The organism is Komagataeibacter sp. NFXK3 (genome assembly GCF_054182245.1).
Genome location: NZ_JAPIVJ010000004.1, coordinates 1 through 19,696 on the forward strand (window position 1 = coordinate 1; position 19,696 = coordinate 19,696).

Consider the following 19,696-nt stretch of genomic DNA (forward strand, 5'->3'; position numbering starts at 1 on the left):
CCGCTGATCACCATACTGGCCAGTGGCTTCTGAAAGGCCACATCAACAGGCCTTACAGAAGACCGCACACGATCACACGTCAATATGGGTCAGAAAACTCTTGCATAACGGACGGCAACCACAGAAGGATATCCGCTTCTATATAACTGGACCGATTGCCACCGCACAACTTCCCCATCGTAATAAAATACATGCCAGTCGAAATTTAACACGATCGCAACATATTCACTTTCTTGTTTCAGGGACTGAACACAAATGTTTTTTCAACCCGAGGAACGGCTCTGCCTTTTTATTGATGGCACCAGCCTGTATTCCGCATCACGCAACCTTGGTTTTGAGGTCGATTACCGCAAGCTGCTGCAATTCTTCCGTTCGAAGTCAAACGTATTGCGGGCCTATTATTATTCCGCCGTGCTCGATACCGAGGAATACTCCCCCCTCAAGCCACTGACGGACTGGCTCGTCTATAACGGCTATTCCCTCGTGACCAAGAACGCGCGCGAGTTCATCGATCATAACGGCCGCCGCCGCGTGCGCGGCAACATGGATGTGGAACTCGCGGTGGACATGATGGAAATGGCGCCGCGCATCGACCACGCCGTGCTCTTCAGCGGTGATTCCGATTTCCGCCGCCTTCTCGAATCCGTGCAGCGCCAGGGCGTGCGCACCACCGTGGTCGGCTCGATCAAGACCACGCCGCCGCTGATTGGCGATGAACTGCGCCGCCAGGCCGACCAGTTCGTTGAACTGGCCGACATCGCCACCCACTTCATGCGCCGCCACCTTGAAAACCGCCCGCCCCGCCACAACGCCCCCCCGCCGGTGCGCCACCCGGCGGACCAGATGAGCGAACAGGACGGCGACTGATACGAAAAAACCCGCCTGGACCTTGGCCCGGGCGGGTTTTTCAACACAGATCATTGATAAATAAAGAATAAAAGTTTTTGGGTGTCGCTTTTCAAAGCTTTTTGAAAGAAGCTTCACCAGAAACTTTCATCATTTCAGCACATGACATGCCCTCAGCCATCAAGCTGCAGGGCATTGCGGGTGCGCTCGCGCACCTGCGCGCACAAAGCCGCATCCTGCCCCAGCTTCTTGCCGTAGGAAGGCACCATCTCGCGCAGCCGCGCCTCCCATTGCGGCAGGCGGTCGGCAAAGCAGCGCTGCAGCACGGTGAGCATGATGGGCGCTGCGGTGGAGGCGCCGGGCGAAGCCCCGAGCAGGCCAGCGATGGAACCGCTGCCACCGGTCACGACCTCCGTGCCGAACTGGAGCACGCCGCCCTTCTTGGCGTCCTTCTTGATCACCTGCACGCGCTGGCCCGCGGTAATCAGCTCCCAGTCTTCCTTGCGGGCGGTGGGCACGAAATCGCGCAGCGCCTTGAGCCGGTCCTCGTTGGACTGCATGACCTGCTGGATCAGGTATTTGGTCAGCGGCATGTTGTCACGCGCAACCGCCATCATCGCCCCGATATTGTCCATGCGGATGGAGCGTGGCAGGTCCAGCCACGACCCATGCTTGAGGAACTTGGTCGAGAACCCGGCATAGGGGCCGAACAGCAGGCCCTGCCTCCCATCGATCACGCGGGTATCAAGATGCGGCACCGACATGGGCGGCGCCCCGACCGAGGCCTTGCCATACACCTTGGCATGGTGCTGGGCCACTACATCGGGGTTGGTGCAGCGCAGGAACTGCCCACTGACGGGAAAGCCGCCAATGCCACGGGCTTCGGGGATGCCGCTTTTCTGGAGCAGGTGCAGCGCACCGCCGCCTGCGCCAACAAACACGAACCTGGCGCGCACCTTGCGCTCGCCCCCGCCATGCTGGGCGCGGACCGCGACATCCCACTGCCCGTCACCCGTGGGGGTAAGATCCTCGACCTCATGGGCGAGGTTGAGGTCAAAGCCGGGCTTGCTGGCCAGCAGGTCGATCAACCGGTGCGTCAGCGCGCCAAAATTCACGTCCGTGCCAGCCGGGTGCCACGTTGCGGCCAGGGGCTGGCCGGGCGCGCGGTCCTGCATGACCAGCGGCATCCACTGCCGCATCTGGCCTTCATCGGTGGTGAACGACATGCCCTCGAACAGCGGATGCTGCTGCAGGGCGGCGTAACGGCGGCGCAGGAAATCGACATTCTCCGCCCCCCACACAAAGCTCATATGCGGGATGGGGTTGAGGAAATCACGCGGGGAGGCGATCTGCCCGGTCTCGACAAGGTAGGACCAGAACTGGCGTGAAACCTGAAAGGCCTCGTTGACGTTCACGGCCTTGGAAATATCCACCGTGCCATCGGGGCGCAGGGGGGTGTAGTTCAGCTCGCACAGGGCCGAATGGCCGGTGCCCGCGTTGTTCCAGCCATTCGAGCTTTCCAGCGCCACGTCATCAAGCCGCCCGAACAGGGCGATGGACAGGCCGGGCTCAAGCTGGCGCAGCAGGGCGCCGAGCGTTGCACTCATGATTCCGCCACCAATCAGGACCACATCATACGTGGTGGCGGATGAGGGATTCGAGGTCATGGCATTCTCCGGATCGGCATCGGAAACCCGCTGCGTGACTGTTCATCGGCTGGACCGGGCAGCACGCCCGGCGGCGCGGGACACCCGGCCTGATTACATTCATGTTGGCGCCGGTGGCACCCGGCGCGCCGGCCCCATGCGCCATGGGCAACCGGACTGTCAGCCCTTTCCTTGCCACCATGTGCGCCAGGGCGCTGCATCATCTCTACGCGAGGACGCCATATTCATGCCCCAATGGCCCCCGCCCCACCTCCTGCGCGCGGCCGAAAAACCGGCCCGCGCGCAGGGGGTGGCCTTCCCTACACGCATCGCGGCGCGGCGTCATCCGCACTGATCCATGCAGGTGGCCGGAGTCCTGCCATAGCCGTGGCGGATCATCACCGCCGCCACCATGCACGACAGCACGCGCACCGCCACCGGGTCGGCCCGGCTGGTCAGGATGACCGGCACGCGCATGCCCATGACAATGCCCGCCGCCCGCGCCTGCCCGATGAAGGTCATCTGCTTGGCCAGGATATTGCCCGCCTCGAGGTCGGGCACCACCAGAATATCCGCCTGCCCTGCCACGGGCGAGACCACGCCCTTGCAGCGCGCGGCCTCGGGGCTGACGGCGTTATCAAGGGCGAGCGGCCCGTCCACCACCGCCCCCGTGATCTGCCCGCGTTCGGCCATCTTGCACAGCACCGCCGCATCGAGCGTGGAAGGAAGTGCCGGGTTGACCATCTCCACCGCCGAGAGCAGCGCCACCTTCGGCTGCGTCATGCCCAGCATGTGCGCGAGGTCGATGCTGTTCTGCACGATGTCGCGGCGGGATTCGAGATCGGGCGCGATATTGACCGCGCCATCGCTCACCAGCAGCACGCGCGGGGCCTGCGGGGCATCGAGCACATAGACATGGCTCATGCGCCGGGCCGTGCGCAGCCCGCCCTCGTGGTGGCCGAGTTCGTGCAAAAAGATGCGTGAATGCAGCGAGCCCTTCATCAACGCCGCCACCGCGCCATCACGCGCCATGCGCACGCCATGACGGGCCGCCTCCTCCGCCGTGGGCAGGTCAATGAAGGTGCAGCCGGCCAGCGACACGCCCGATGCCGTGGCCAGTTGCCGGATCCGCGCCTCCGGGCCGATCAGCACCGGCTGGGCCAGGGCGTTACGCGCCACCTCGGCGGCGGCCTCGATGGCGGGCAGGCTGCACGGATAGACCACGCCCAGCCGCATGGGGGCATGGCCGGACAGGGTGTGGGCCAGATCATCAAAAAAACGCAAGCTACGCATCATGCCTTCTTTCGGGTTGCGGGCAGGGCCTGCCCCCCTGATGCCACAGCCCCCCGTATCCGCCCGCCATCATCTTTATGCGAGGGCGCAACCGGAACCCGCCCCGCATGACACAGATGTGACCACGGGCCGCCCCGGTTTGCAGGCACGCCCCGGCATGCGCCACCGTTAAGGCTCACGGGCCATATCACCCGCGCAGCAGTGCGACCGATGCCCCCGTGACAGGCCCCACGCCCCTCATGCATGCTGCGGCGCAGGACGGGCACGGGCCTGAACGGTGCCCACCATTACAAGGAGAATATCCATGTCCACCGCTTCCCTGATCGGATTTATAGGCTTTGGCGCCATGGCGTCGCGCATGGGGGCTAACCTGAGCAAGGCGGGCCACAGGCTCGTGGCCTATACCCCTTCGGGCAAGGGGGGCGATGGCGGCACGCGCTTCGTGCCCACGCCGCGCGCGCTGGCGCAGGAGGCGGATATCGTGATCGTGTGCGTGCCTGATGACGAGGCGCTCGAAGCCTCGCTGCAGGGGCCCGATGGCGCGCTGGCGGGCATGAAGCCCGGCGGCCTGCTCATCAATACCAGCACCGTCGCCCCCGAGACCTCCGTAGCCCTGGCCGAGCAGGGTAAGGCGCTGGGGCTAACCGTAATCGACGCACCGGTGGCAGGCAGCACGCCGGAAGCGGAATCGGGCAATCTGGTCGTGCTCGCCGGTGGCACGGCAGAAGAGATCAGCCGCGCCCAGCCGGTGTTTGACGCCATTGGCCGCCTGACCATCCACGCAGGCCCCGCTGGCAGCGGCTCCAAGCTCAAGCTTGTCATCAACGGCATCATGGGGGCCACGCTGGCCGTGGTGGCCGAAGGCGTGACCTATGGTCTGGCAGCAGGGCTGGAGCGCGACATGCTGTATGATGCGCTCGATGCCGTGCCGGTCATCTCGCCGCATCACAAGCGCAAGCTCAAGGCCGCGAAGGCAGGTGATTTCAGCCCGCAATTCCCCACCCGCCTCATGCAGAAGGATATGCGCCTGCTGCTGACCGATGGCGCCCGGCAGATGGCCCCGCTCCCCGCCATGGCCGCCGCCACCCAGAGCCTGTCGCTCACCCGCAGGCGGTACCCCAACGAGGATTATTCCGCCCTGTTTGCGGTAATGGAATCCATGGTGGCCAATACGCCCTGAGGATAAGGCAGCCTTTTCCTGAACGGAGAGAGCGCCAGAAGCCCTTGGTTTGCATCACTATACGGGTGTCAGATCCGCCCGCGCACCATCGCGGCCATGACCGCCAGCCTGTCGCCCACGCCACGCGGCGGCGGGGGGCTGGCGGCGGGCACGACGCGGGCTTTCATGTCGCGCAGGCCGAGCACTGCGGGCAGGCTTGCGGCAAGCGCCGGGCGCGGCAGGCGGCTCCCCACACGTGCCTGCGCCAGCCATGCCTGCCCCTGCTGGCGCAGTTCCCCGCGCAGGGCCGCGATCTGGCCGGGAGCAGCGTGGCCGGTGCGCAGCCCCTCACGCGTAAGGTTCGCCCCGGCCAGCATGTCATCAGGCAGCGGGCAGCGGCCTGCGGCCAATACGGCTGGCAGGTAGCGCACCAGCGCGCCCACACCATACACCCCGCCATACAGGCGCACCCGCTCCAGCGCCGGGCCATCGTCAATGCCGGCTTCCATGGCCATGGCCACCTGCAGGCCACCCGCGCCCGCCAGCATGGCGGCCTGCCAGTGTTCGCGGTCAGGCAAGCCATCAAGTTCATCCTCGCGGGCCGTGATAATGGCCTCGACCGTATCGCGCCGCACCCGCCCCCGCGCCAGCAGGCCCAGCAGGGCGCGGGCGGTCTCGTGGCGCTGGGCATTGCCGCTTTCCACCACGTCGCGCCACCACTGCAGGCGGATCAGCCCCGCCATCGGCCCGGCCACCGCCCATGAGGCAGGCGTGGCCACGGCGCGCACGCATTCATGATTGAAGGCGATCAGCGCCATTGCCGCCGCCCGTGCCGCGGCAGGCAGGAACAGCGCGCAGAAAAAGCGGTCCGGGTCCGCCGCGCGGGCGGCGTGCAGCATGGACACGCCATCGTGCGCGACAGGCGATGCATCCATCGGGCCGGTCATGGCGTTTGGTTCCGAAGGCATGGGAGGCGCGCGTTCATATGTCCGTCACTTGACGCACCGGGCCCGCCCCCATAGCAATCTTGGTATGGCGGCCACGTGCCGCCCCTTGCAATTCCCAGGAGAATGTTCATGGCTTTCGAATTGCCGTCCCTTCCCTTCGCCTACAATGCCCTTGCCAACCGTGGCATGTGCCAGGAAACGCTGGAACTCCATCATGACAAGCACCACCAGGCCTATGTGACGGCGCTGAACGGGTTTGTCGAATCCAAGCCGGAACTGCAGGGCAAGTCGCTTGAGGAAATCATCCTCATGGTCAAGGGCAAGCCCGACCTCGCCCCCGTGTTCAACAATGCGGGACAGCACTGGAACCACATCCTGTTCTGGCAGAACCTGGCGCCCAAGGGCGGGGTGATTCCCGATTCCCTGAGCAAGAAGATCGTTGAGGATCTGGGCAGCATCGAGAAGTTCAAGGCCGACTTCAAGGCCGCCGCCGCCTCGCAGTTCGGCTCGGGCTGGGCATGGCTGGTCCTGGGTTCCGACGGCAAGCTGAAGGTGACCAAGACCGCCAACGGCTCCAACCCGCTGGCCGAAGGCCAGGGCAAGGTGCTGCTCGGCCTCGATGTGTGGGAGCACTCCTACTACCTCGACTTCCGCAACCGTCGCCCCGACTACATCGTCAACTACCTCGACCAGCTCGCCAACTACGAGTTTGCCGAGGCACAGCTCCAGTCCGCCTGATCACGCATCTGGCGTTCTGACTACGGAAAACCCGGCTTCGCGCCGGGTTTTCTGCATCTATCACTTTTCAGGCGGGGCGTTGCCGCCCAGCGCGCGCAGCTTCGTGCCGCGCATGAGTTCCGCCTCGATCTGCTCCAGCGTCATGCCCCGCGTCTCGGGCACGCGCAGCGCCACCATGGCCATGAACACCACGTTGAGCGCCGCATAGACCCACAGCACCCGCCCTGCACCCAGCACCTCAAGCCCGGTGAGGAACGTGGCGCTGACCACCATGTTGGCGATCCAGTTTGCGCAGGTTGAGCACGCCATGCCGAACTCGCGCCCGCGCAGCGGCAGGATCTCGGCGCAGAGCAGCCACGCCAGCGGCCCGGCCGAAAACGCGAAGGCCGCGACAAACACCAGCATGCACACCCCCATGAGCAGCCGCAGCCCCGGCATGGGCGGCACGCCGCCTGCCAGGATCATGGCCTGCCCCGCCATGGCCAGCGCCATGACCGCGAATCCGCCCACCAGCATGGGCCTGCGCCCGATCCGGTCCACCCAGAACGTGGCGACACAGGTGGAAAGCAGGTTGATCACCCCCACCCCCACCGGCCCCCACACCTGCACGTAATGGCTGTAGCCCACCAGCCCGATGATGTAGGGCGCATAGTACAGCACCGCGTTGATGCCCGAGAACTGCTGCGCCACCTGCAGGCCCACCGCCAGCCACATGGCGCGGCGGCAGTTGGCGTCGTTCATGAAATTGCCGATGCCATCCTTGCGCGCCGCCAGCCGGGCCATGATGGCGTTGCGCTCGGCCATGACCAGCCGGGGCAGGCCACGCAGTTCGATCAGCACGCGCCGCGCGTCACGCTCGCGCCCCTGGGCGAGCAGCCAGCGCGGGCTGGGCGGCAGGAACATGACCCCCATCATGAACACAAGGCCCGGAAACCCCACGATGCCCAGCATCCACCGCCACACGCCGAAATAGGAGAACAGCCCATCCGACACGTAGGCCGCGAGCAACCCGCACGAGATCATGAGCTGATAGCCCAGGATCATGGCGCCCCGGCGGCCTGAATCGGCAATCTCGGCAATATAGAGCGGGGTAGTGAACGTGGTGGCGCCGGTCGCCACGCCCAGCAGCAGGCGGGCGAACAGGAGCATGCCGAATGAGGAAGCCTCGGCGCACAGCAGCGGGCCGATGACGAACAGCCCCGCCGTGAGCACCAGCGTGCGCTTGCGCCCCCATGTGTGTGAAAGCCATGCGGCGGCGATCACGCCAAGGGCCGCACCGAGCAGCATGATGGCCACGATCGATTCGCGCTGCAGGTCCGACAGGGTGAATTCCTGCGCGATCAGGTCGAGCGCGCCGGACATGACCCCCGTATCCAGCCCGAACAGGATGCCCGAAAGGGCTGCCAGGCTGCCTACCAGCCCGGCGCGACCGCGTATGGCTGGCGGGTGGTGGGGGCCTGCAGGCTGGCCTGTCTGCGCGATACCGGGCTGCGTTTGCATTCTGCCTGCTCCTGCTGTTGACAGCAGCAACGATGCAGCCGGGGGGGAAGTTCGCCCCGATCCGGGGCGAACATGCGCGCGTGGGGCGCGATCAGCCCTTTTTGGCCGCCTTTTCAGGCGTGGTGTCATTGGCGGGGGTGGCAGCGCTGGTAATGACCGAGCTGATGGTGTCGCGCAGCACGCTCACGCGCACGCCCTGCGCGATCTCGACCTCGACCTCATTCGACTCCGCCGAGACCTTCTGCACCACCCCGATGATGCCGCCCGCCGTCAGCACCCGGTCACCCCGGCGCAGCGTGGAAAGCTGGTTGCGCAGCTGCTTCTGCTTGACCTGCTGCGGGCGGATGAGCAGGAAATAGAAAATGCCGAACATGGCCACATAGGGCAGCACCGCCATGATGCCATCGCCGCTCAGCAGGCCGCCGCCAGCAGCCTGGGCATGGGCGGGCGTGGTCAGTAAATCATTGAAAATAGAGGCCATTGCAATCTTTCCGGCAGAATGAAGGGTTGAACGGGTTGCGGGTTTGCCATGCGGACCATAGTTTTCGCCTGTTTCCCGTCAAGGCGTTCGCCTGGCCCGTGTCAGCCAACGCGCTCCGGATCGCCCGGTGGCATGCGCCACCGCCCTGTCATGACCGAATCAGGACCGACGATGGACCAGACCACCCTTCCCGTTCTCGAACGCATTGCCGCGGCCCTCGAGCGCCTCTCGCCCCCCGCCCCCTCGCTGGCCGGGCTGGAGCAGGCGGATGCCTTCATCTGGCACCCTGGCCTTGGCCGCCTCACCCCCGTGGCCCACGTGGCGCATGTGGAGATGGGGCTGTTGCAGGGCATTGACCGCCAGCGCCAGATGCTGCTCGACAACACGCTGCACTTCGCGCACGGCCTGCCCGCCAACAACGCCATGCTGTGGGGCGCGCGCGGCATGGGCAAGTCCTCGCTCGTCAAGGCCGCCCATGCCCAGGCCAACCTGGTTGATGGCAGACCCGCGGCCCAGGGCAAGGGGCGGCTGGTGCTTGTCGAGATCCAGCGCGAGGATCTTTCCACCCTGCCCGACCTGCTCGCCCTGCTGCGTGAAAGCCCGCGCCGGTTCATCGTGTTCTGCGATGACCTGTCGTTCGAGCGCGAGGATGCGGACTACAAGGCGCTGAAATCCGTGCTCGACGGCGGCATTGCCGGGCGGCCGCACAACGTTCTGTTCTATGCCACATCGAACCGCCGCCACCTCATGCCGCGCGAGATGATCGAGAACGAAAGCTCGAGCGCCATCAACACATCCGAGGCAACGGAGGAAAAGGTCTCGCTTTCCGACCGTTTCGGGCTATGGATCGGCTTTCACAACTGCGCGCAGGATACCTTCATGGACATGGTCCGCGCCTATGCGAAGGAACGCAGCCTGCCGATTGGCGATAAGGACCTCGTGCGCCGCGCCAATGCGTGGTCGCTCTCACGCGGGGGGCGTTCAGGGCGCGTGGCCTTCCAGTTCATTGAAGACCTGAGCGCGGAACTTTCCGCCCAGCCATGATCCATAACAAGGATTGATCCATGCGGGTGCTGGCATGCTGGAGCGGTTCAGTTCTTCCCCATGAGCCACCTCAGGCCAGAAAAGGCCCGATGCGAAAGGATGCCGCCCTGCATTACAAAACATGACGGCACTGAACCATTTGCCCTGACCGTAAAAAACATCCTTAATATCGCCATGGCGGCAGGATATCGTTCAGAATGCGTCGCAATGCCTTTTGTACCCGACGTCCTGCCATGGCACATCCGGCTGCCATGCCCTGTTAACAGTCAAGAGAGACAATGGATCAGACGTTACCGCCTGACAGCATGCAGTCCTCCGCCCCGGCCAGCGGGCGGGATCTGCGCCGAATCCGTGCCAACCCCGATTTCTGGTATCCCGTTGCCTGGTCACGGGAACTGAAGCCCGGCAAAACCATTGGCACCCGCTATGCGGGCCAGCCCATTGCCCTCGTCCGCCCGAAGGAAGGGGGCAGCGTCTTCGCGCTTGAAGACCGCTGCGCCCACCGGCAGGTGCCCCTGAGCAAGGGCACGGTCAAGGGCGACTCCGTGCAGTGCTGCTATCACGGCTGGGCCTATGGCCGCTCGGGCCGGTGCATCGACGTGCCCTATCTGGGCAAGGGCAAGCTGCCCAACGGCGTGCGCACCTACCCCGTGCGCGAGGTTGACGGGCTGATCTTCGTTTTTCCCGGTGATCCGGACAAGGCGGAGGCAACGCCCTTCCCGCGCCTGGCGGAGGTGGCGAACCCCGCCTACAAGACCCGCCGCTTTGGCCAGCTTGTGCATTGCCACTACAGCTTCATGCATGAGAACCTGATGGATATGAACCATCAGTTCATGCACATGAAGCAGATGGGTCAGATGAAGCCGCGCTTCCTGGGCCAGGAACGTGGCCCAGGCCTGGTGGAGGCGCGCTACAGCTTTGCGCGCACCAGCGGCAAGCAGCCGATTGGCGAGGCGCTGATCTTTGGCCAGAAGCGCGACAACAGCGAGAAATTCGCCCATCGCGATGTCATGACCATCCGCACCACCTACCCCTACCAGACCCTGCATATCCAGACAGGCGACAGCCCGCCGGTCATGGACCTGTGGATTGCCTACGTGCCGCAGGACGAGGCGGAACTGACCAACCGCGTGTTTGGCCTGCTTTCCATCAAGCGGCCCGGCATTCCCGGCGTGCTGGACCTGGCCTGGCCGTTCCTGACCGCGTTTACCGAGCGGATCTTCCGCGAGGACCGCGAGATCGTGGAGCTCGAGCAGAACGCCTGGTACGAGCAGGGCGGCGACCGCAACCAGGAAATCTTCCCGGTCATCAACAACCTGCGCTCGCTGCTGGCTGAATGCGGCCTGCCCGCGCAGGATGATACGCCCGCGCCGGTTGCACGGGGTGCGGCATCGGCATGATGGATCAGGGGGGACATGGTTCGGCCACCTTGCTCGAGGCCGGCGAATATCGCCTGCGTGAAGTCCGCACATCTGATGCGGGCACGATGCACAGGCTGATCAATGACTGGAGCGTGGTGCGGATGCTCAGCCGCGTTCCCTTCCCCTATTCGCTGGCCATGACCGAGGACTGGATCGCCTCCACCATCGAACAGTCGCAGCATGGCGAGGCCTATCACTTCGCCATCACCTGCCCGCAATCCGACCAGCCCGATGCCCTGATCGGCTGCATCGGGCTGCGCATCAACGCGGCCGACCGCTCATGCTCGCTGGGCTACTGGGTGGGCCGCGCGCACTGGAACCGCAAGGTGGCCAGCACCACGGCGGGCAGGCTTGCGCGCTGGGCGCTGGCCAACCTGCCGGTGGACCGGCTCACCGCATCGGCCGCACACGACAACCACGCCTCGATCGCGGTGCTCAGGCGCATCGGCTTTCGGGAACATGGCACAGGCACGCAGGAATTCGTCTCACGCGGGGGGGAATACCCGGTGCGCCTGTTCGAAGCACGGCATGCCGACCTGTCGGGCGAGGAGATGATGGAAGGGACCGAAGCAGACGATACGCGCCGGATCGTGCTGGTGGCCGCCGTAGCCCTGGTGGATTCGGATGCCCGCGTGCTGCTGGCCCGCAGGCCCGAAGGCAAGTCCATGGCCGGGCTGTGGGAGTTCCCCGGCGGCAAGGTGGAAGCGGGCGAAACGCCCGAGGCCGCCCTGATCCGCGAACTTGATGAGGAACTGGGGCTGGACGTGGCCCGCTCATGCCTCGCGCCCTTCACCTTCGTCTCGCACGATTACGGGCATTTCCACCTGCTCATGCCCGTTTATGTCTGCCATCGGTGGAAGAACACGCCCACCCCGCGCGAGGGGCAGAAACTGGAATGGGTGCCCACCGCCAGACTGCGCGACTACCCCATGCCCGATGCCGACCGCCCGCTGATCCCGCTTCTGCAGGACCTGCTGTAAGAGATTGTTTGAAAATCTGCCTCTCGTAAAAAATAAAAGACGGCCCCGGATCAGACCGCGGGAAAAACGTGTGGTTCCTGTCCCGGCACGTCCACGCGCAGGCTGAACAGGCTGCCTGCCTGCGGGTAGCGGGCCAGCATGTCATCAGGCGTGTTCTTGCGTGCCGTGGTCACGTACAGCGTGCGCAGGTCCGCCCCGCCAAAGGCCACCTTGGTCACGTTGAGCGCGGGCATGGCCACGGGCTCGAGCCGCGTGCCATCAGGCTGGAAACGCTCGATGCGCCCGCCATTCCACACCCCTACCCACAGCATGCCCGCACTATCCACCACCACGCCATCGGGGTAGCCATTATCCACGCGGGCAAAGACCCGCCGGTTCGACAGGCTGCCATCAGCGGCGAGGTCAAACACGTAAATCACGCCCGCGGGCGAATGGTTGTGGTAGAGCCGCGTGCCATCGGGCGAGATGCCGGGGCCGTTGGTCACGACATACCCTTCATCATGCCGCAGCACGTCCAGCCCGCGCGCGGAGCGGGTGACGGAATACAACGCGCCGGAGGGCGTGCCTTCTTCATCATCCATGGTGCCGAACCACAACCGGCCTTTTGAATCGACGCAGCCATCATTGATGCGGTTGCCCGGATGCTCCGGCTCCACCGCCAGCATGCGGTCGAACGCGCCGGTGCGCGGATCAAGCCGGTACAGGCCATCCTTCAGCCCGCAGACCAGCGTGCCATCACTGGCCGGCACGACAAAGCCGGGCCGCGCCGGGGCCTGCCATGACGTCCTGGCCTCGCTGGCGGGATCAAGCCGGTGGATGGCCTGGCCCACGATATCGACAAAATAAAGCGCCTGCTCGCGCGCGGACCACACCGGCCCTTCGCCAAGTTGCGCCCTGATATCCCATACGCATTGCGGGTGTGGCATCGCTGGCGTGTTCATGCAGTCTCCTTTGGGGTAAGCTTGTGGGTGTTACAGGGTGGGGCCAGAATGCCCCTGCCCGCAACCTAGTGGAATGCCGATCATGAACCCCACCGCCTGCCTGCTGGTCATTGGCAACGAAATCCTGTCCGGCCGGACACAGGACGTAAACGTGCAGTATATTGCCCGCCGCCTGTCGGAAACCGGCATCACGCTCAGCGAGGTGCGCATCATTCCCGATATCCGCGCCGTCATTGTCCGTAACGTGACCGAGGCGCGGGCGGCATATGACAATGTGTTCACCACCGGCGGCATCGGGCCGACGCATGATGACATCACCTCCGCCTGCGTTGCGGAATCGTTTGGCGTGCCGTGGGTGCACCACCCCGAGACCTTCAGCCTGCTCGAAGCCCATTTCCCGCCCGGTGAGTTCAATGCCGCCCGCCAGCGCATGGCCACCATGCCGCAGGGGGCCACGCCCATCCGTAATTCGGTTTCGGTTGCACCCGGCTTCACCATGGGCAACGTGCATGTGATGGCGGGCGTGCCCCGCATCATGCGCGCGATGTTCGAGGAAGTGCTGCCCACCCTGCCCCACGGCACGCCCGTCACCTCACAGGCCTGGCACGCCAATGGCCTGTATGAAGGCACGCTCGCCGCCCCGCTCGAGGCGATACAGGAGCGCTACCCGGCCATAGATATCGGCTCCTACCCCTACCGGCTTGATGAAAGCCAGCGCGGCGTGTGCCTGCTGTGCAAGGGCACGGATACGCAGGCCGTCAGCGCCGCCGCCACCGCCGTGCGCGACCTGATTGCACGCCTTGGTTTTACGCCGCTGCCCGGTGAACCGGCAAAAGCCTGAATTTATTAAAAAATAAAAGTTTTTGGGCGCCGCCTTTTTACAAAAAGGCGGCGTTTCTTGAAGCTTTTTGAAAAAAGCTTCACCAAAAACTTTTGCTAGCCGAAGTCGTCAGGCGACGGCTTCACGACCCATGGCGAGGAATTTCTCGCGGCGCTGCGCCTTGAGCAGCACCGGGTCCTTGGCCAGCAGGCCGGGCAGTTCGGCAGCAATGGCGTCGCCCACCGCGCGGATGGCTGCCCTGGGGTCGCGCTGCGCGCCGCCAAGCGGCTCGGGAATGATCCGGTCGATCAGCCGCAGCTGGAGCAGGTCCTGCGCGGTGATCTTGAGCGCATCGGCCGCAGTGGCGGCCTGCTTGGGGTCGCGCCACAGGATGGAGGCACACGCCTCGGGCGAGATGACGGAATAGATGGCGTGCTCGAGCATCATCACCCGGTCACCCGCGCCAAGGGCCACGGCGCCGCCGGAGCCACCCTCGCCAATCACGGTGGCGATGACGGGCACCGGCACGTTCAGGCAGGTCTCGATGGAGCGGGCAATGGCTTCCGCCTGGCCACGGGCTTCGGCATCGATGCCGGGCCACGCGCCCGATGTGTCGATAAAGGTCAGGACCGGCAGGCCGAATCGCCCCGCCAGCTTCATCAGGCGCTGGGCCTTGCGGTAGCCCTCGGGCCGGGCCATGCCGAAATTGTGCTTGAGGCGGGTCTCGATCTCGGCGCCGCGCTCGGTGCCGATCACGACGACGGGCTGGTCATTGAACCGGCCCACGCCGCCAATGATGGCCTTGTCATCGCCAAACAGCCGGTCACCCGCAAGCGGCGAGAACTCGGTAATCAGCGCATCGATGTAATCGACCGTGTGCGGGCGCTGGGCATGGCGGGCCACCTGCACCTTCTGCCACGGGGTCAGCTTGGCGTAGGCCGTACGCAGCTGCCGGTCGGCTTTTTCGCTCAACCGGGTGATCTCTTCCGCGATGTTGATCCCGTCCGGACCGGACATCCTGCGAAGTTCGTCGATCTTGTTCTCAAGCTCGGCGACCGACTTTTCGAAATCTAGAAACTGGCGCATGCGCTGCCGATAGCACAGCCTGTGCGCGAGCCAAACATTTTCGCGCATGGAATTCCGCCTGCCATGCATTTTTGTCCGTCCGGCTCTGCCGGGCGCTGGCGTGCCATGCACCCATCCCACGCGCATCGTGTCCTGGCGGCAGGCCGGTTTTCAATTGCCGGCAAAAGCAGGGGCGAGAACGGTCTTTTTTAATAAAGGCAGCATTGTTCGAAGCTTTTTTGAAAAAGACTTCACCAGAAACGTCTTCATATCTGGCGGTCTTATCAGTCCTGCTGCTGCGCCAGCGGGTGGTGCTGGGCCACGGCATCACGCAGGCGGTCGAGCATGACGTGGGTATAGATCTGCGTGGTGGCGATGTCCGCATGGCCAAGCAGCACCTGCAACGCGCGCAGGTCCGCCCCGTGGGCCAGCAGATGGGTGGCAAAGGAATGGCGCAGCACATGCGGCGACAGGCGCTGCGGGTCCAGCCCCGCGCGCAGGGCCACATCGTGCAGGATGCGGTCGAATCCCTGCCGGGTCATGGGCTGGCGGGCACTCCGGCCCGGGAACAGGTACGGGCTTTCACGCCCGGCATCGAGCGCCATCAGCGCGCGCGCCGCCTCACGCGCCCGGGCTGACATGGGCACCATTCGCTCACGCCCGCCCTTGCCGCGCACCAGCATCATGCCCGGCGCCGCATCCAGCGCGCGCCGGGGCAGCGACAGCAGTTCCGATATACGCAGGCCCGAGGCATACAGCATCTCAAGGGCAGCCCTTGCCACCATGAGCCTGCGCCTGCGCGCGGGTGTGGCATCGGGCTCGGGCACGCAGGCGGCCAGCAGTTCCGTGACCTCGGGCTCGGACAGGAATCGCGGCAGCGGCGCATCGAGCCGGGGGGCTTCAAGCAGGGCGGCGGGGTTGTCGGGCCGCATACCCTCGCGGGCCAGGAACAGGAAATACTGCTTGAGGCATGACAGCCTGCGCGCCTGCGTACGCGCAGCCAGACCCTGCCGCGCAAGGCCCGAAAGGTAGTCGCGCAGGTCACTTTCGCCCGCCGTGAGCGGGGTCACGCCACGGGCGTGCAAGGCGGCATCCATATCCGCAAGGTCACGGGTATAGGCGCGGATGGTGTTCAGCGCTGCCCCGCGCTCGGCGGCCTGCATTTCAAGAAAGGCGTCAACGCCGCTTGCGCTCACCGTGCGCTTCGCCCGTTCAGCCCGGCGCCAATGGGGCTACCGGCAGCGGGGCAGGCGCGCCGAGTGGCGGCAGGGCGGCTGGCGCGGGCGGGGCGGCGAAGGGCACATCCTTGTGCACGTCCTCCTGCACCAGCGCGGGCGGAAAGGCCCCGAGCGCGAAAAAGCCCCCGATCACGCACAGGGCCAGAACACTGGCCAGGGCAATAACAATACGGATCATTCAACCGCTTTCCTATGCTGCGAACCCCGGCGGCCCGGAGCCAGGCGCGCACAGGCGTGCTGCCCCGCCCACGGACTCTACCGGTCCTGTCCTGCTGTATGTTAGGTTGCGCGGCATGTCACGCCAGATTCCCCCCATTCGGCCCCAGCCGGAGCCCGCATCCCTTGCCATCCCCCTTGACCTGAACGCCGTTGGCCCCGCCAGCCCCCGGCAGCCGGGCAGCGGGCGCACCATCGTGCTGGTCGGGCTGATGGGCGCGGGCAAGACCACGATCGGCCGCCTTCTGGCCACGCGCCTGGGCGTGCCCTTTGTCGATTCGGATGAGGAAATCGAGCGCGCTGCCGGCTGCACCATCGCCGACCTGTTCCAGCGCTATGGCGAGGCCGAGTTCCGCCGGGGCGAGCGGCTGGTCATCCGCCGCCTGCTGTCCGGCCCGCCGGTGGTGCTGGCCACGGGTGGCGGGGCCTTCATGGACGGGCGCACGCGCGCGAGCGTGCGCGAGCATGCCGTCTCGATCTGGCTGCGCTGCCCGCTTGACGTGCTGGTGCAGCGCGTGGCCGACCGCTCGCACCGCCCGCTGCTCAACAACGCCACACCGCATGCCGTGCTGGCCGACCTTATGCGCCTGCGCCATCCGGTCTATGCGGAAGCGGACATTATCGTTGATTGTGGAGATGACAACGTGGAACACAGCGCCGACCATGTGCTGCACGCCCTGCAGCGCAACCAGCAGCCCCTGCGCGTGCCCGTGCGGCTCGACCGCGCCAGCTACGAGGTGCTGATCGGCCCCGACGTGATCCGCCGCGCGGGCGCGCTGCTCGCCCCCGTGCTGCCACAGAAGCGCGTGATGGTGATTACCGACGCCACCGTATCGCCCCTGCACCTGCCCCGTTTGCTTGAAGCCCTGGCCGAGACCGGCATCCGCGCCGAGACCATCACCATCCCGCCTGGCGAGGGTTCAAAGAGCATCAGCCAGTACGAGCGCGTGACCAATGCCCTGCTCGAGGCGCATGTCGAGCGCGGCACCACGGTCGTAGCCCTTGGCGGCGGCGTGGTGGGCGACCTTTCGGGGTTCTGTGCGGCCACCACGCTGCGCGGCCTGCCGTTTGTGCAGATCCCGACCACGCTGCTCTCGCAGGTGGATTCGTCGGTGGGTGGCAAGACCGGCATCAACACGCCCTTTGGCAAGAACCTGCTTGGCGCGTTTCACCAGCCCATCGCGGTGCTGGCCGATACCTCCACGCTGGCCACCCTGCCCGTGCGGGAACTCAAGGCCGGTTACGCCGAGATCGTGAAATCCGGCCTGCTGGGCGATGCAGGGCTGTTTGACTGGTGCGAACGCCATGGCGCCGCGGTGCTGGCGGGCGATCCGGCCATGCAGGCCGAGGCCATCCGCCTTGCCTGCGCCTTCAAGGCCCGCGTGGTGGTGGCCGATGAGCGCGAGGAGCGCAAGACCGATGGCCGGGCCCTGCTCAACCTTGGCCACACCTTCGGCCACGCGCTGGAAGCCGAGATGGGTTATGACGGCAGCCTGCTGCATGGCGAGGCGGTATCAATCGGACTGCGGCTGGCCTTCATGCTGTCGGTCCGGCTCGGCTACTGCCCGGCCGAGGATCTCGACCGCGTCACCCATCATCTCGAACGCCTGTCCATGCCCGCGCGCATAGGCGACACGGGGCGCAATTTCTCCGCAGCCCAGCTCGTGCGCAACATGCAGCGCGACAAGAAGATGCGCGATGGCCGCCTGTCCTTCGTGCTGGTGCGCGGCATTGGCCGGGCCTTTACCTGCCGCGACGTGCCTGATGAGGCCGTGCTTGAAGTTCTGCGCGCGGATGGCTGCACGCCCTGACGCGCCCCGCCTGATGCCCTGCCGGGGCCTGTGATATTCCGGTCACAGCCCCGCCCGCGCCGATAGGGCGCGCTGCCACATTTACCTTATTTCAACGCTTGCCCCGCAAAACGATCCTGCCATGGATTGATGCGGATGAACGCAGCTTCGCACTCCCCTGACATCCCGCTGGCACTGGAATGGCGGCGCATGCGCCGCCCGGATCAACCCGTATCAGGCCAGTGTGGAACATGCCCCCATCTCCACCAAATAAAGAAGGCGTCTGATCAAGCATCAAGGACGGGACCATGCGTCTTCGCGCGGCACTGCTGGCGACTGCATTGACAACAACACCTGTCATGGCCGCCATGGCCACGACCATCACCGGGCCTTACGTCGATATCGGCGGTGGCTATGACCTGACCCAGACACAGCACATGCATGCCTATGATGGGCAGGGCGTAAGCGAGTTCAACAAGAACCTCAATCTGCCTCCTGAAGAAGCAAAGTTCCTCGACTCTGCAGTATCTCCGGCAACCCACTCCCGCGAGACCATGCATCATGGCGCGGGCTGGACCGGATTCGCCTCCTTCGGCTGGGGCTTTGGCAACGGTCTGCGCGCGGAAGTGGAAGGGGCTTATAACTGGTCGGAAACCACCCGCTACACCACCACATCCTATGGTGGCGGCCATGGCAAGACCGATGGCGCCGACCGTTCCTATGGCGGCTTTGTCAACGTGCTGTATGACATCGACCTCAAGCGCCTGTTCGGCATCGATGTGCCGGTAACGCCCTTCATCGGCGTGGGCGCGGGCTATCTGTGGCAGACCGTGAATGATGAAACGCCCATCGCGAACAGCATCATGAACGTGCGCCATAACGGCACCAATGGCAGCTTTGCCTATCAGGGCATTGTCGGCGCGGCCTATGACATTCCCGGCGTGCCGGGCCTGCAGATGACCACCGAATACCGCATGATCGGTCAGGTGGAGTCCTTCAACAACGGCAATCTCGGCCAGACGGTGATCAACCCCAACAACCAACCGGTAACCGACCACAATTCCATCCGTTATGACCAGCGCTTCAACCACCAGTTCATTGTGGGCGTGCGCTATGCGTTCAATACCGCGCCGCCGCCTCCCCCACCTGCGCCCGCCATCGTACCGCCCGCGCCCGTCGCCGCCCGTACCTATCTGGTGTTCTTCGACTGGGATGGCGCGGCCCTGACTCCGCGCGCCCGCGCCATCGTGGCGCAGGCGGCGCAGGCCTCCAGCCATGTGCAGACCACGCGGCTTGAAGTTAACGGTTATACCGATAACTCCGCCGCCCATCCCGGCCCGCGTGGCGAGAAATACAACCTTGGCCTGTCCCTGCACCGGGCGAACAGCGTGAAGGCGGAGCTGATCCGTGATGGCGTGGCGGCCAGCGCCATCGACATTCATGGCTATGGCGAGGCCCGCCCCCTCGTGCCCACCGGCCCGGACACGCGCGAGCCGCAGAACCGCAGGGTGGAAATCATCCTGCACTAGGCATGGCTGCAATATACTGAAAGAAATGGAGAATCCGGCACG

19 protein-coding genes are annotated in these 19,696 nt (G+C 65.3%); 10 read left to right on the top strand and 9 right to left on the bottom strand.

Annotation, left to right across the window (positions count from 1 at the left end):
• Positions 1-255: 255 nt before the first annotated feature.
• Positions 256-867 (top strand): LabA-like NYN domain-containing protein, encoded by a 612-nt coding sequence (locus tag OQZ28_RS05595; protein WP_061271569.1) that lies wholly within the window; start codon positions 256-258, stop codon positions 865-867.
• A gap of 152 nt (positions 868-1,019) precedes the next feature.
• Here OQZ28_RS05595 and OQZ28_RS05600 read toward each other — a convergent pair whose 3' ends face one another.
• Positions 1,020-2,513, bottom strand: coding sequence for a malate:quinone oxidoreductase (locus OQZ28_RS05600; RefSeq protein WP_130730095.1), 1,494 nt, complete (start codon positions 2,511-2,513; stop codon positions 1,020-1,022).
• Positions 2,514-2,547: 34 nt separating this feature from the next.
• Between OQZ28_RS05600 and OQZ28_RS05605 the strand changes: the two genes are divergently transcribed.
• A complete protein-coding gene (locus tag OQZ28_RS05605) occupies positions 2,548-2,847 on the top strand; it encodes a hypothetical protein (protein ID WP_458135433.1) in 300 nt (99 codons plus the stop codon).
• On the opposite strand, the gene OQZ28_RS05610 is transcribed toward OQZ28_RS05605, so the two are convergent.
• Positions 2,835-3,788, bottom strand: a complete 954-nt coding sequence (locus OQZ28_RS05610) for a bifunctional enoyl-CoA hydratase/phosphate acetyltransferase (protein WP_458135434.1) — start codon at positions 3,786-3,788, stop codon at positions 2,835-2,837. The two genes, OQZ28_RS05605 and OQZ28_RS05610, sit on opposite strands and share 13 nt — an antisense overlap.
• Before the next feature lie 301 nt (positions 3,789-4,089).
• Between OQZ28_RS05610 and OQZ28_RS05615 the strand changes: the two genes are divergently transcribed.
• Positions 4,090-4,965, top strand: a complete 876-nt coding sequence (locus OQZ28_RS05615) for an NAD(P)-dependent oxidoreductase (protein ID WP_458135435.1) — start codon at positions 4,090-4,092, stop codon at positions 4,963-4,965.
• A 68-nt stretch (positions 4,966-5,033) separates the two neighbouring features.
• On the opposite strand, the gene OQZ28_RS05620 is transcribed toward OQZ28_RS05615, so the two are convergent.
• A complete protein-coding gene (locus tag OQZ28_RS05620; RefSeq protein ID WP_458135569.1) occupies positions 5,034-5,891 on the bottom strand; it encodes a squalene/phytoene synthase family protein in 858 nt (285 codons plus the stop codon).
• A 129-nt stretch (positions 5,892-6,020) separates the two neighbouring features.
• Here OQZ28_RS05620 and OQZ28_RS05625 point away from each other — a divergent pair, with 129 nt between their 5' ends.
• Positions 6,021-6,629, top strand: coding sequence for a superoxide dismutase (locus OQZ28_RS05625; protein ID WP_110566925.1), 609 nt, complete (start codon positions 6,021-6,023; stop codon positions 6,627-6,629).
• A 60-nt stretch (positions 6,630-6,689) separates the two neighbouring features.
• On the opposite strand, the gene OQZ28_RS05630 is transcribed toward OQZ28_RS05625, so the two are convergent.
• The gene (locus tag OQZ28_RS05630) at positions 6,690-8,129 is read right to left on the bottom strand and encodes a sugar porter family MFS transporter (protein WP_458135436.1); all 1,440 of its coding nucleotides are present in this window, start codon (positions 8,127-8,129) and stop codon (positions 6,690-6,692) included.
• Between the two features lie 91 nt (positions 8,130-8,220).
• The gene (gene yajC, locus OQZ28_RS05635; RefSeq protein ID WP_130730099.1) at positions 8,221-8,610 is read right to left on the bottom strand and encodes a preprotein translocase subunit YajC; all 390 of its coding nucleotides are present in this window, start codon (positions 8,608-8,610) and stop codon (positions 8,221-8,223) included.
• Positions 8,611-8,781: 171 nt separating this feature from the next.
• Between yajC and OQZ28_RS05640 the strand changes: the two genes are divergently transcribed.
• From OQZ28_RS05640 to OQZ28_RS05650, 3 genes are all read left to right on the top strand, one after another.
• Entirely contained in the window at positions 8,782-9,654 is an 873-nt protein-coding gene (locus OQZ28_RS05640; RefSeq protein WP_458135570.1) for an ATP-binding protein, read from the top strand.
• A gap of 278 nt (positions 9,655-9,932) precedes the next feature.
• On the top strand, positions 9,933-11,054 hold the full coding sequence (locus OQZ28_RS05645) for a Rieske 2Fe-2S domain-containing protein (protein WP_408884438.1): 1,122 nt from the start codon (positions 9,933-9,935) through the stop codon (positions 11,052-11,054).
• Complete coding sequence (locus tag OQZ28_RS05650) at positions 11,051-12,055, top strand: GNAT family N-acetyltransferase (protein ID WP_458135437.1); 1,005 nt, start codon at positions 11,051-11,053, stop codon at positions 12,053-12,055. Before OQZ28_RS05645 ends, OQZ28_RS05650 begins: the two co-directional genes overlap by 4 nt.
• A gap of 50 nt (positions 12,056-12,105) precedes the next feature.
• Here the strand turns inward: OQZ28_RS05650 and OQZ28_RS05655 are convergent, their stop codons facing one another.
• Positions 12,106-12,996, bottom strand: a complete 891-nt coding sequence (locus OQZ28_RS05655) for an SMP-30/gluconolactonase/LRE family protein (RefSeq protein WP_458135438.1) — start codon at positions 12,994-12,996, stop codon at positions 12,106-12,108.
• Between the two features lie 82 nt (positions 12,997-13,078).
• On the opposite strand from OQZ28_RS05655, the gene OQZ28_RS05660 reads away from it, so the two are divergent.
• Positions 13,079-13,837: a competence/damage-inducible protein A gene (locus OQZ28_RS05660; protein ID WP_458135439.1), complete on the top strand. Its 759-nt coding sequence runs from the start codon at positions 13,079-13,081 to the stop codon at positions 13,835-13,837.
• 108 nt (positions 13,838-13,945) lie between these two features.
• On the opposite strand, the gene OQZ28_RS05665 is transcribed toward OQZ28_RS05660, so the two are convergent.
• From OQZ28_RS05665 to OQZ28_RS05675, 3 genes are all read right to left on the bottom strand, one after another.
• Positions 13,946-14,902, bottom strand: coding sequence for an acetyl-CoA carboxylase carboxyltransferase subunit alpha (locus OQZ28_RS05665; protein WP_130730246.1), 957 nt, complete (start codon positions 14,900-14,902; stop codon positions 13,946-13,948).
• Between the two features lie 263 nt (positions 14,903-15,165).
• Positions 15,166-16,077 carry a tyrosine recombinase gene (locus OQZ28_RS05670; protein ID WP_458135440.1) on the bottom strand — a complete coding sequence of 304 codons (912 nt, stop codon included), beginning with the start codon at positions 16,075-16,077 and terminating at the stop codon, positions 15,166-15,168.
• Positions 16,078-16,093: 16 nt separating this feature from the next.
• Entirely contained in the window at positions 16,094-16,297 is a 204-nt protein-coding gene (locus OQZ28_RS05675) for a hypothetical protein (RefSeq protein WP_130730104.1), read from the bottom strand.
• A gap of 115 nt (positions 16,298-16,412) precedes the next feature.
• Here OQZ28_RS05675 and aroB point away from each other — a divergent pair, with 115 nt between their 5' ends.
• Entirely contained in the window at positions 16,413-18,146 is a 1,734-nt protein-coding gene (gene aroB, locus OQZ28_RS05680; RefSeq protein ID WP_458135441.1) for a 3-dehydroquinate synthase, read from the top strand.
• Between the two features lie 287 nt (positions 18,147-18,433).
• Positions 18,434-19,654 (top strand): OmpA family protein, encoded by a 1,221-nt coding sequence (locus tag OQZ28_RS05685; protein WP_458135442.1) that lies wholly within the window; start codon positions 18,434-18,436, stop codon positions 19,652-19,654.
• Positions 19,655-19,696: the final 42 nt, after the last annotated feature.